This is a genomic window from Streptomyces sp. NPDC058246 (assembly GCF_042881985.1).
In the GTDB taxonomy this organism is placed as follows: domain Bacteria; phylum Actinomycetota; class Actinomycetes; order Streptomycetales; family Streptomycetaceae; genus Streptomyces.
This window is the reverse complement of sequence record NZ_JBHVWZ010000021.1, coordinates 47,506-59,704: the sequence shown is the minus strand read 5'-3', so window position 1 is coordinate 59,704 and position 12,199 is coordinate 47,506. Positions and strand designations below refer to the sequence as shown.

At 71.1% G+C, this 12,199-nt stretch carries 10 protein-coding genes; 8 read left to right on the top strand and 2 right to left on the bottom strand.

Annotated elements, in window-relative coordinates:
• Nucleotides 1–72 precede the first annotated feature (72 nt).
• The 3 genes from ACFVXA_RS26955 to ACFVXA_RS26945 all read left to right on the top strand — a co-directional run bounded on the left by ACFVXA_RS26955 (nt 73) and on the right by ACFVXA_RS26945 (nt 3,558).
• The gene (locus tag ACFVXA_RS26955) at nt 73–1,050 is read left to right on the top strand and encodes a hypothetical protein (RefSeq protein WP_390027046.1); all 978 of its coding nucleotides are present in this window, start codon (nt 73–75) and stop codon (nt 1,048–1,050) included.
• A 55-nt stretch (nt 1,051–1,105) separates the two neighbouring features.
• A complete protein-coding gene (locus ACFVXA_RS26950; protein WP_390027138.1) occupies nt 1,106–2,185 on the top strand; it encodes a hypothetical protein in 1,080 nt (359 codons plus the stop codon).
• 62 nt (nt 2,186–2,247) lie between these two features.
• Nucleotides 2,248–3,558, top strand: a complete 1,311-nt coding sequence (locus ACFVXA_RS26945) for a hypothetical protein (protein WP_390027135.1) — start codon at nt 2,248–2,250, stop codon at nt 3,556–3,558.
• A gap of 145 nt (nt 3,559–3,703) precedes the next feature.
• Here the strand turns inward: ACFVXA_RS26945 and ACFVXA_RS26940 are convergent, their stop codons facing one another.
• On the bottom strand, nt 3,704–5,200 hold the full coding sequence (locus tag ACFVXA_RS26940) for an oligopeptide:H+ symporter (RefSeq protein ID WP_389938773.1): 1,497 nt from the start codon (nt 5,198–5,200) through the stop codon (nt 3,704–3,706).
• 491 nt (nt 5,201–5,691) lie between these two features.
• Here ACFVXA_RS26940 and ACFVXA_RS26935 point away from each other — a divergent pair, with 491 nt between their 5' ends.
• Nucleotides 5,692–6,369, top strand: coding sequence for a response regulator transcription factor (locus ACFVXA_RS26935; protein WP_018566970.1), 678 nt, complete (start codon nt 5,692–5,694; stop codon nt 6,367–6,369).
• 274 nt (nt 6,370–6,643) lie between these two features.
• Complete coding sequence (locus ACFVXA_RS26930; protein WP_362028239.1) at nt 6,644–7,921, top strand: ATP-binding protein; 1,278 nt, start codon at nt 6,644–6,646, stop codon at nt 7,919–7,921.
• Between the two features lie 339 nt (nt 7,922–8,260).
• Here ACFVXA_RS26930 and ACFVXA_RS26925 read toward each other — a convergent pair whose 3' ends face one another.
• Nucleotides 8,261–8,800 carry a GtrA family protein gene (locus tag ACFVXA_RS26925; RefSeq protein WP_362028236.1) on the bottom strand — a complete coding sequence of 180 codons (540 nt, stop codon included), beginning with the start codon at nt 8,798–8,800 and terminating at the stop codon, nt 8,261–8,263.
• 239 nt (nt 8,801–9,039) lie between these two features.
• On the opposite strand from ACFVXA_RS26925, the gene ACFVXA_RS26920 reads away from it, so the two are divergent.
• From ACFVXA_RS26920 to ACFVXA_RS26910, 3 genes are all read left to right on the top strand, one after another.
• Nucleotides 9,040–10,200 carry a 5-(carboxyamino)imidazole ribonucleotide synthase gene (locus ACFVXA_RS26920; RefSeq protein ID WP_362028233.1) on the top strand — a complete coding sequence of 387 codons (1,161 nt, stop codon included), beginning with the start codon at nt 9,040–9,042 and terminating at the stop codon, nt 10,198–10,200.
• A gap of 77 nt (nt 10,201–10,277) precedes the next feature.
• Entirely contained in the window at nt 10,278–10,790 is a 513-nt protein-coding gene (gene purE / locus ACFVXA_RS26915) for a 5-(carboxyamino)imidazole ribonucleotide mutase (protein ID WP_362028354.1), read from the top strand.
• Nucleotides 10,791–10,795: 5 nt separating this feature from the next.
• Nucleotides 10,796–11,974, top strand: coding sequence for a dipeptidase (locus tag ACFVXA_RS26910; protein WP_383903756.1), 1,179 nt, complete (start codon nt 10,796–10,798; stop codon nt 11,972–11,974).
• Nucleotides 11,975–12,199 lie beyond the last annotated feature (225 nt).

The following is a 12,199-nucleotide window of genomic DNA, read 5'->3' as shown; positions in this document are numbered from 1 at the left end:
CGCCCGCCCGCAGCCCCGCCACCGCCCCTCGACGAGGCGCTGCGCGCCGCCCCTGCACACGGGAGCCGCTCGATGCCGTACGCACTCTCCGCCGCCCGCGCGCTGGGCCTGACCTTGGTGTTGTCGCTCTCGGCACCGGCCCCCACGGCCCTCGCCGACGACGGCTGGTCCGTCGTGCCGTCCACGGGCACGGCGGGTACGGCGGCGGATGCGGCGGGCGGGCGGCCGTACGTCTACGCGGAGGGCGCGCCCGGCACGGTCCTTCAGGACACCGTGTCCGTGCGCAACCCGGGAGCGCGACCGCTCACCGTCCTGCTGCGCGGCGCGGACGCCGACAACACCTCGGCCGGCGGCTTCACCGTACGGAAGAAGGCGACGGACACGGGCGCGTGGATCGGCTTCGCGCGGACGACGGACGGACGGCGCGTGGCGGTGCGCGAGGTGTCCGTACGGCTGCCCGCGCACACCCGCGCCGAGGTGCCGTTCACCCTGAGTGTCCCGGCGGGCGCGGCGCCCGGCGACCACCCCGGCGCGATCGTGGTGAGCGGCGGCGGCCGGTCCACGGCGGTACGGGTCCAACTGCGGGTGAGCGGACCGACGTTGTCGGCGCTCACCGTCGAACACGTCGCCGTGCGCGCCGGCCGGATCTCGTACGAGCTGGTCAACCGCGGCACCACCGTCCTCACCCCGAGCCTCGCGGTGCACGCCGACGGCGTGTTCGGCACGCTCCTCGACCGCGCCCCACGCACCCTGCCCGTCGAACTCCTGCCGGGCCGCCGTGTCCGCCTCGGCGAGCCGTGGCCGGACACTCCGGCGCTGGACGCGGTCGACGTGCGGCTGACGGTGACGGCGGCGGGGGGCGCGCGCGACACGGCCACCGGGTCGGCGCGGTTCGTGCCGTGGGGCGCGGTGGCCGGGGCCGGTGGTGGCCTCGCGGCGGTGCTGGGCGCCTGGCTGGCCGTACGGCGGCACAGGCGGCGCGGGCGGGACGACGAGGCGCGGGAGGAACAGCCGCGTACGGATGTCGAGTTGACGGGAGCGGTGTCGTGAGCGTCAGGGTACGGATGGCGGCGCTGGGGGCGGTGTCGTGAGCGTCAGGGCGAGGATGGCGGCGCTGGGGGCGGTGCTCGCGCTTGTCCTGGTCCCGTCGGTGGGGAGCGTCCCGGCGTCGGCCGCCGCCGGGAAACCGAGCGTGAAGCTGTCCACGTCCCAGGCGGGGACCGGTGGTTCGATCACGGTGACCGGCAGCGGCTGGCGGCCGAGGACGTTGCTGATGATGCTGATCTGCGGACAGTCCGTGCCGTCCCGGGGCGTGATCGGCGGCACCAACTCCTGTGCCAACGCGGACGGCCGGGCCGTCACCACCGACGCGAAGGGCGTCTTCAGCAAGAAGCTGCCGGTCGCCGAGCCGCCCAAGCCGTGTCCGTGCGTGGTGCACGTCGCCACCGTCACGGGGGAGAAGGCACAGGCCGACGCCATCTTCATGGTGGCCGGGCACTCGGTCGAGCCGCTGCCCAAGGAGGAGAGCGGCGGGCGCCTCTCGGTGCTGACGGACACCGGCCTCGACGGGTCGAGCGGCCTGCTCACCTGGTTCGGCTCACCCCCCTCCCGCACACTCGTCTTCACCATCGGCAATGTCGGCACGGCCCCGGTGAAGAACCCAGTCTTCCAAGTCGGCACCTCGCACGGGGTGTTCGCCCCGCAGTGGGAGGAACAGCAGTGGCGCGGCACGATCGCGCCCGGCCGGAAGGCGCGGATCAGACTCCCGGTCGAACTGTCGGCCGGGGCGCACGGCGACTACACGGTCTCGCTGAAGTACGGCGGGAAGGTGCTCGCCGAGCAGCCGTGGGGCGTGGGCCGCCCCTGGGGCGTGACCCTCTTCTGGATCCTGCTCGGCGTGGTCGTACCGGGTGCGGTGTTCCGTATCGGAATGGCCGTGGTGGACCGGGTCCGGCCGCGCGGCGCGAACGGGCGCGGCGGCCGTCACAGGGGCCTGCGCCTGCCCGAACTGGTCCTCCGTATCCAGAAGTTGAGCCAGTCACCGGCCTCGGCGCCGATGTCGTCGAAGACCTCCACGACCCCGGCCCTCCCGTGGTTCACGCCGGACAGCGATCCGGGCACCGCGGCGAACGGTCAGCTCTCCGCACCGCAGGACAACAGCCCGACGACGAAAGGACATACGTGAGCACGCAACGGAGAGTGGTACCGGAAGCCGGACGGAGAGTGAGCGCGGCCGGGGTCGCGCTGATGCTCGGCGGCGCGGGCATCCTGCTGGGTGTGGCCGCGGCCCCGGCGCACGCCGCCGAGGTGGCGTACAAGACGGAGTGCATTCCGCCCTCGATCTCGGGTCTGCCCCCGGTGGAGGGCACCACGAAGGTGGAGATCACCGCGCCCGCCGAGGCGAAGGTGGGCGACGAGGTCACCATCACCTGGAAGTTCGTCCAGGCGGCGTCCAAGAATCCCGACGTCCTCGACCTGGACAAGGACACCGTCAAGCCCACCGGCACCCTCAAGGCGGGCGGCGCGCAGACCGGCGACATCGCCATGGACGGGCCCCGGTCGAACCCGGCGATCCCCAAGAACAGCGACATGAAGCTGGCTGACATGACGGGCAAGCTCAAGCTGACGGCGGCGGGTGACGTCACGCTGACCCCCGACGCGTACAACATCAACGTCAACAAGCCGATCTCCACCGACACGAAGTGCACCCCCAAGGAGACGGTGAACCCGGCGGCGACGATCAAGGTGACGGGGAGCGGGGGCAACTCGGGCGGTGGCACGGGCGGCCTTCCGACGGTGACACCGACGCTGCCGACGGGGCTGCCGACGCTGCCCACGGGGTCCGCGACACCGTCGCCGAGCGGCAGCGGGACCGGTGGGACCGGCGGAAGCGGCACGGGTGGCAGCTCCACCGGTGGCGGCAGCGGCGGCCAGACGGACTTCACCGGCAAGGAAGTCTCCATCCCCTACGCGTGCAAGACGCCCATCGGGGACAAGAACGCGACCTCCCCGGTGCAGATCAACGCCAAGAAGAACGGCGGGAGTTTCGATCTCACCGTCCAGTTCAAGAAGTCCGTGATGGACAGCCCGGCCGACATTCCCGCGGACTCCGTCAAGCCGTCGATGGAGGTCGCCCTGGGCGGCTCCGACAAGGGCACGGTCCATGTGGAGGGCCCGACCAACGCCCAGGCGATCAAGTCGGGCGACCCGATCGAGATCCCCGACCTCACGGGCACCTACAAGCCCGGCGCCAGCGGCAGTTCGACCCTCTCCCCGGGCGTCCTGACGGTGAAGGCGCTCGGCACGACGACGACGTGCACCCCGACCAAGTCCGAAGTCTCGCTGACCCTGGACACCACACAACAGGCGAGCGGTGCCTCAGGAGGCGGTTCCTCAGGTTCCGGCTCCGGCTCCGGCGGTACGTCGTCCAGTGGGGGCCTCGCGGAGACGGGCTCCGACAGCCACGGCGCGCTCAAGGCGCTCGGCCTGGTCGCCGGGACGGTGATCCTGCTCGGCGGAGCGGTCTTCACGTTCCTGCCGGGGCGCCGCCTGCGCTGAGCTCGGGAGTTCCCTGGGAAAACTCCCACCCCCAGCCGACGAAGGGCCCCGCACCACCCGGTGCGGGGCCCTTCGTACGGGACAAGCGTGACGCGTCGTATGGGACAAGCGTGACGCGTCGTATGGGACAAGCGTGACGCGTACGTCAGTGGACGTCGCCCATGAGTTCCTTGACCTTCTTGCGGTACATCCACACCGCGACACCGGCGATCACGGCGAGCGTGGCCTCCAGGGCGACGATGCCCGTCTTGTTGAGGTCGACGTTGGCGATGGAGAGCAGACCGGTCGTGGCGTCACCTGCGGTGACGGCCAGGAACCAGACACCCATCATCTGGGAGGCGTACTTCGCGGGAGCCATCTTCGTCGTGACCGACAGACCCACCGGGGAGAGCGTCAGCTCACCGACGGTCTGCACGAAGTAGATCGCGACCAGCCACATCGCGGCCGCCTTGTGACCGCCCTCGGCGATCGTCAGCGGAGCCAGGAAGAGGAAGAAGGAGGCGCCGATCAGGATCAGACCCGACGCGAACTTCGTGGCCGTGCTCGGCTCCTTGCCGCGCTTGTTCAGCGCCAGCCACGCCCAGGCGAAGACCGGGGCCAGCGCCATGATCATGACCGGGTTGACCGACTGGTACCAGGAGACCGGGAACTCCCAGCCGAAGATGGTGTTCTCGGCGGACGAGTCGGCGAAGATCGACATCGTCGAGCCGCCCTGGTCGTAGATCATCCAGAAGACGGCCGCGGCGACGAAGAACCAGATGTACGCGGACATCTTCGACTGGTCGGCGCGGTCCAGGCCCTTGTCCCGCTTGATACGGCCGATGACCATGACCGGGATGATCAGACCGGCGACCGTGATCGGGACCAGCAGCCAGTTGAGCGTGTAGTGGCCCGAGAAGCCGACGACGCCGTAGAAGACGACGGCGACCGCGGCCCACAGCGCGGACTTGCGCAGCGTCGCGGCCTTCTCCTCCGCGGACAGCGGGGTGGGGACCTCGTGCGAGCGGGCGGCGAGGTGACGGCCGCCGAGCAGGTACTGGGCGAGGCCGAGCGCCATGCCGAGCGCGGCGAGCGCGAAGCCCAGGTGCCAGTTCACGTTCTCGCCGACGGTGCCGATGACCAGCGGCGCGGCGAAGGCACCGAGGTTGATGCCGATGTAGAAGAGCGTGAAGCCACCGTCACGGCGCGGGTCGTCCGGGCCGTCGTAGAGGTGGCCGACCATCGTGGAGATGTTGGCCTTCAGCAGACCGGAACCGATCGCGACGAGGCCGAGCCCGCCGTAGAAGGTGCCGGAGGAGGGCAGGGCCAGCGTGAGGTGGCCCAGCATGATGATCACGCCCGCGACGGCGACCGTCTTGCGGGGGCCGAGGACACGGTCGGCGAACCAGCCGCCCGGCAGGGCGAGCAGGTACACGAGAGAGAGGTACACCGAGTAGATCGCGGTCGCGGTGGCCGCGCTCAGGTGCAAGCCGCCCGGTGCCACCAGGTACAGCGGGAGCAGTGCCTTCATGCCGTAGTAGGAGAATCGCTCCCACATCTCGGTCATGAAGAGAGTGGCCAGTCCGCGGGGGTGGCCGAAGAAGGTCTTCTCGGAACCGGGGGTGCCCGGGGTGACCGAGTCCTTCGTCAGGCTGGACGCCATGGTCGTTCCTTGCTGGTCGGGACGCGCTGCATGAGCGTCGCGCGCCCGGTGGGGGGCGGCCGGCACCGGCGGGGTACGACCGGCCACCCCCACGCCCACGGGGAGTCCGCTCCGGATTGCGAAGCGGCGGACGGCGACCACCGGGATCCACGCCCTTCACGCGTCAGCGCGCTCGGGCCCGGCCACAGGTCATTCCTTTCAAGGCTGGCGAACACCAGCCCGCACACAAAAGAGACCTTCAGCATCGAACTCTCGCCAAAGGTCCCCGTGTGGTGCTACAGGCGTCTGGTCACCATACGACATGTCAAGGCGGCATATGGAAGGACTTGAGAGATGGATCACAGGCGATCATGGAACCGCGGACGCCTATTCGAAGGCGACTCCCAGGATGACATCCCACAGCCACAGGTAAGAATCACGCTGATGGAGGGTGTGAATCACGGAGGCCGATCACGCCACAGCTGTCGTCCGTGGCGGACTACCATCACCCCATGACCCGTGTACTGCTCGCCGAGGACGACGCGTCCATCTCGGAGCCGCTGGCCCGCGCACTGCGCCGGGAAGGTTACGAGGTCGAGGTGCGCGAGGACGGACCCACCGCACTCGACGCCGGGATGCAGGGCGGCGTCGACCTGGTCGTCCTGGACCTGGGCCTGCCCGGCATGGACGGCCTGGAAGTGGCCCGCCGGCTGCGCGCCGAGGGGCACACCGTCCCGATCCTCATCCTGACCGCGCGCGCCGACGAGGTGGACACCGTCGTCGGCCTCGACGCCGGCGCCGACGACTACGTCACCAAGCCGTTCCGGCTCGCCGAACTCCTCGCCCGGGTACGGGCGCTGCTCCGGCGCGGCGCCGCCGAGCCCCAGCAGCCGCCCGCCACGCACGGGGTGCGCATCGACGTCGAGTCGCACCGCGCCTGGATGGGCGACGAGGAACTCCAGCTGACGGCCAAGGAGTTCGACCTGCTGCGGGTGCTGGTGCGGGACGCGGGACGCGTCGTGACCCGCGACCAGTTGATGCGCGAGGTCTGGGACACGACCTGGTGGTCCTCCACCAAGACGCTCGACATGCACATCTCCTGGCTCCGCAAGAAGCTCGGCGACGACGCGGCGAACCCCCGCTACATCGCGACGGTGCGGGGAGTGGGCTTCCGCTTCGAGAAGAGCTGACCGGCCGCTCTGGCGGGCGGGAGCGGGACACGGGATGCCGTCGCAGCGGTCGTAGCCGTGGCGATCGTGCCGCCGGGGCGGCACGGGTGGGCACAGTGGCACCCCGAAAGCGCCGGGTCGCGCGGCCCACCCCCGGCCGGCCCCGCCGCCGGGGGCACCACAGGACCCGCCGGGGGCATTACAGGGCCCGCCCGGGGGCACTACAGGACCCGCCGGGGGCATTACAGGACCCGGGGGACACTGGTCACCTAAGCAACCCCGCCCGGAGGGCCCCGTGCGTCGCCGTCTCATCCAGTCCACGCTCGCCGTCGTGCTCGTGGTGATCGCCGTCTTCGGCGTCTCCCTCGTCATCGTCGAGACCCGCACGATCAGCAACAGCGCCCAGGAACGCGTGGACTCCGAGGCGCTCCGGCTGTCCAGCATCGTGGACAGCCGCATCCTCGGCGACGAGAACATCACCGCGGCGGTCTTCAAGAACCAGGTCACGGACCAGCGCTACGCCGTGATCAGGATCCCCGGCCGCCCGCCCATCGAGATCGGCGCCGAGCCCACCGGCGACGTCATCCACTCCACCGCCAAGGGCGAGGAGGGCGAGACGGTCACGGTCCAGGAGCCGCGCTCGTCGGTGACCCGCGAAGTCGGCCGTACGCTGCTGATCATCGGCGCCGTGGCACTGCTCGCGATCGTCGCCGCCGTCCTGCTCGCGGTACGCCAGGCCAACCGCCTCGCCTCGCCGCTCACCGACCTCGCGGAAACCGCCGAACGGCTCGGCTCGGGCGATCCGCGCCCCCGCCACAAGCGGTACGCCGTCCCGGAGCTGGACCGGGTCGCCGACGTCCTCGACTCCTCCGCCGAGCGCATCGCGCGCATGCTGACCGCCGAGCGCCGCCTCGCCGCCGACGCCTCCCACCAGCTCCGTACGCCGCTCACGGCGCTCTCCATGCGCCTGGAGGAGATCACCCTCACCGACGACCCGGACACGGTGAAGGAGGAGGCCACGATCGCGCTGGCGCAGGTCGAGCGGCTCACGGACGTCGTCGAGCGGCTGCTCACCAACGCCCGCGACCCGCGCACCGGCTCCGCCGTCTCCTTCGACCTGGACGAGGTCATCAAGCAGCAGCTGGAGGAGTGGCGCCCGGCCTACCGCAGCGCGGGCCGCGCCATCGTCAGCTCCGGCAAGCGCCACCTGCAGGCGGTCGGCACCCCGGGCGCGGTCGCCCAGGTCCTCGCCGCCCTGATCGAGAACTCCCTCATGCACGGCGGCGGCACCGTGGCGCTGCGCACCCGGGTGACCGGCAACCAGGCCGTCGTCGAGGTCACGGACGAGGGCCCCGGCGTCCCCACCGACCTGGGCGCCCGCATCTTCGAACGCACGATCAGCGGCCGCAACTCCACGGGCATCGGCCTCGCCGTCGCCCGCGACCTCGCCGAGGCCGACGGCGGCCGCCTCGAAATGCTCCAGGCCCAGCCCCCCGTCTTCGGCCTCTTCCTCTCCCGCACCCCCCTGAAGCGCCCCCCAACCCTTGACGACGAGGAAAGAACGGTCAGATAGCTTCGCCGCGGTGGGCCGGTGGGCCGGTGGGCCGGTGGGCCGGTGGGCCGGTGGGTCGGTGGTGCGGCGGCTCGGTGGCACGATGCCCTGCGCCCCCTGTGGCACTGCACCCCGGCACCCCTGCGCCCCCATGGCGCGGCACCCCGGCACCCTGGTGTGGCCCACCCTCCTCACTCCCCGCACGGGCGGGTGGGTGGGGAAGCCGCCGCGGAGCGGCGAGGAAGCGGGTGCGGAGCGCCCGGAGGCAGGAGCCGCGGAGCGGCGGTAAACCCGGCGCGGAGCGGCAAGGAGCCCGGCGCGGAGGGGCGTGAGGCCCGGCGCGGCGCGGCGGGGGAAGGGTCAGTTCACCTTGGCGCGCGCCCGCGGCGCCGCCACCCCCGCATCGAGAAACGCCTCCGCACTGGCCACAGCCTCCCGCGCCGGCAACGTCCGGAACACCCACGTGCGGTACGACCAGAAGCGGAACAGCGTGGCGATGCCGATGCCGAGGAACTTGAAGACGTTGCTCTGCAGCGGGCTGTCCCAGCCGAAGCCGTACGTCGCCGCGTACAGCACCCCGTTCTCGATGACCAGCCCCACCGCGCTGAACAGCAGGAAGAGCGTCAGCTCCTTGGTGCGGCCACCCCGGTCCCGGTCCCGGTACGTGAAGTACCGGAACCCGACGTAGTTGAAGGCGATCGCGACGACCGTGGCGATGACACTGGCCCGTACGACCTGAAGCCCGGTGGCATGCCGTACGAGGTTGAACACGAGCAGATTGACCAGCAGCCCCGCCCCGCCGACCGCACCGAACTTGGCGACCTCCCGAAGCAGCAGGTCGAACCGGCGGCGAACCGCGCTGCGAGGCCCCGCAGGGGACCCCGAAGAAGCACTGTCCATGGTGTCGCCAGCCCCCGTCGGTCGGATACGTAGGTCGATGACGTCAGGTGCGTCAACCCCGCCATGCTAACCATCGGCCCTCCACGACACCTGTGTACCGGCTCACAGGTAAGAAAAGAGCCGGGGACCGGAGCGGAAAACACGGCTTACCGGCACGGAAAACACGGCTTGCCTGTACGTAAAACACGGCTCACCGGCACGGAAGTCAGCCACCATGGCGCGGCCGATACTCTTGGAGGGTGACGTTCCCGGTAGTCGGCATGGTCGGCGGAGGCCAGCTCGCTCGTATGACACACGAGGCAGGCATCCCGCTCGGCATCAAGTTCAAGCTCCTCAGTGACACCCCTCTGGATTCCGCGGCGCAGGTCGTCAGCGATGTCGTCATCGGCGACTATCGCGACCTCGACACGCTGCGCGAGTTCGCGAGGGGCTGCGACGTGATCACCTTCGATCACGAACACGTACCCACCGAGCACCTGCGGGCCCTGGAGGCGGACGGCATCCCCGTCCGCCCGGGGCCCGACGCGCTCGTGCACGCCCAGGACAAGGGCGTGATGCGCGCGAAGCTCGACGAGATCGGCGTGCCGTGCCCACGGCACCGCATCGTGACCGACGTCGCGGACGTCGCCGCGTTCGCGGCGGAGGGCCTCGCCGAAGGTGACGAGGGCGACGGTTTCCCGATCATCCTCAAGACCGTCCGCGGCGGCTACGACGGCAAGGGCGTCTGGTTCGTCCGCTCCCTCCAGGACGCGGCCGACCCCTTCCGCGCCGGTGTCCCCGTCCTGGCCGAGGAGAAGGTCGACTTCGTACGGGAGCTGGCCGCCAACGTCGTCCGCTCGCCGCACGGTCAGGCGGTCGCGTACCCCGTCGTCGAGTCCCAGCAGGTCGACGGCGTCTGCGACACGGTGATCGCCCCGGCGCCCGGCATAGCCGAGGAACTGGCCCTGGAGGCCGAGGCGCTCGCCCTGCGCATCGCCAAGGAGCTCGGCGTCGTCGGCCACCTGGCCGTCGAGCTCTTCGAGACGGCGGACGGCCGCATCCTCGTCAACGAACTGGCCATGCGCCCGCACAACTCGGGCCACTGGACCCAGGACGGCGCGATCACCTCCCAGTTCGCCAACCACGTACGGGCGGTCCTCGACCTCCCGCTCGGCGACCCGCGCCCGCGCGCCAGGTGGACGGTCATGGCGAACGTCCTGGGCGGCGACTACCCCGACATGTACTCCGCGTACCTGCACTGCATGGCCCGCGACCCCCAGCTGAAGATCCACATGTACGGCAAGGACGTGAAGCCCGGCCGCAAGGTGGGCCACGTCAACACCTATGGCGACGACCTGGACGACGTCCTTGAGCGCGCCCGGCACGCAGCCGGTTACCTGAGAGGCACGATCACCGAATGAGTTCAGCCCTCCCGTCGCCCGACCACCATCCCTCGACGAGCGCCGACGCGCGCCCCCTTCCCTTGGTCGGCATCGTCATGGGGTCGGACTCCGACTGGCCCGTCATGGAAGCCGCCGCGCAGGCCCTCGACGAGTTCGAGATCCCGTACGAGGTCGACGTCGTCTCCGCGCACCGCATGCCGCACGAGATGATCGCGTACGGCGAGCAGGCCGCGGAGCGCGGGCTCAAGGCGATCATCGCCGGCGCGGGCGGCGCCGCCCATCTGCCCGGCATGCTGGCGTCCGTCACCCCGCTGCCCGTCATCGGTGTGCCCGTCCCGCTGAAGTACCTCGACGGCATGGACAGCCTGCTGTCGATCGTGCAGATGCCCGCCGGAGTCCCGGTCGCGACGGTCTCGGTCGGCGGCGCGCGCAACGCGGGCCTCCTCGCCGCCCGGATCCTCGCCGCGCACGACGAGGAACTCCTCACCCGTATGCGGGAGTTCCAGCAGGAACTGAACGACCAGGCCACCGAGAAGGGCAAGCGGCTGCGCGCCAAGGTCGAGGGCGCGGGCGGCGGCTTCGGCTTCGGCTCCGGATCAGGGAAGTGACGCGCATGTCGTCCCTGGACCTCGCCCGCGAACTCCTCGCCGAATTCCCCGTCGTCGACGGCCACAACGACCTCCCCTGGGCGCTGCGCGCACAGGTCCGTTACGACCTCGACGCCCGCGACATCGCCGCCGACCAGAGCGCGCACCTGCACACCGACCTGGGCCGGCTGCGCGCGGGCGGCGTCGGCGCCCAGTACTGGTCGGTGTACGTCCGCTCGGACCTGCCCGGCGCTGTGACGGCGACCCTCGAACAGATCGACTGCGTACGGCAGTTGATCGACCGTCACCCGGCCGACCTGCGGGCCGCGCTGACCGCCGCGGACATGGAGGCGGCGCGCGCGGAGGGCCGTATCGCCTCGCTCATGGGCGCCGAAGGCGGCCACTCCATCGACAACTCCCTCGGCACGTTGAGGCGGTTGTACGCACTGGGCGTGCGCTACATGACCCTCACCCACAACGACAACATCGCCTGGGCGGACTCGGCGACCGACGTACCCGCCGCGGGTGGCCTGACCGCCTTCGGCCGCGAGGTCGTGCGGGAGATGAACCGCGAGGGCATGCTCGTCGACCTCTCGCACGTGGCGGCGACGACGATGCGCGACGCGCTCGACACGTCCGGCGCGCCCGTGATCTTCTCCCACTCCTCCTCCCGCGCGGTCTGCGACCACCCGCGCAACATCCCGGACGACGTCCTGGAGCGGCTGCCCGTCAACGGGGGAGTGGCGATGGTGACGTTCGTGCCGAAGTTCGTCCTCCAGGCCGCGGTCGACTGGACCGCCGCGGCCGACGAGAACATGCGCGCGAACGGCTTCCATCACCTCGACACCACCCCCGAGGGCATGAAGGTCCACCGCGTCTTCGAGGAGGCCAACCCGCGACCCATCGCCACGGTGGCGACGGTCGCCGACCACCTCGACCACATGCGCGAAGTCGCCGGCATCGACCACCTCGGCATCGGCGGCGACTACGACGGCACGGCGTTCACCCCGGACGGCCTGGACGATGTCTCCGGCTATCCGAACCTGATCGCCGAGCTCTGCGACCGCGGCTGGTCGAGGGCCGATCTGGCCAAGCTGACCTGGCAGAACGCCGTACGCGTCCTGGGCGCGGCCGAGGACGTGGCCCGCGACCTCCAGGCCAGGCGGGGCCCCTCGAACGCGACGCTGGAGGAGCTGGACGGCTGAGCATCAGGGAGGCGTCTGGCGGTCGCGGACACGCCGGGGGCGTACGCGCCCGGCGCGGGGTGCCGGGCGCGCCGGGGGCCTACGCGTGCGGCGCACCCGTGGGACGTACGCGTGCGGCGCACCCGTGGGACGTACGCGTGCGGCGCACCCGTGGGACGTACCCCCAAACGCCCCACCCACCAGGAAGCCCCCTGGGCTCCGTGCCACGGTGGACGGTACTGCGAT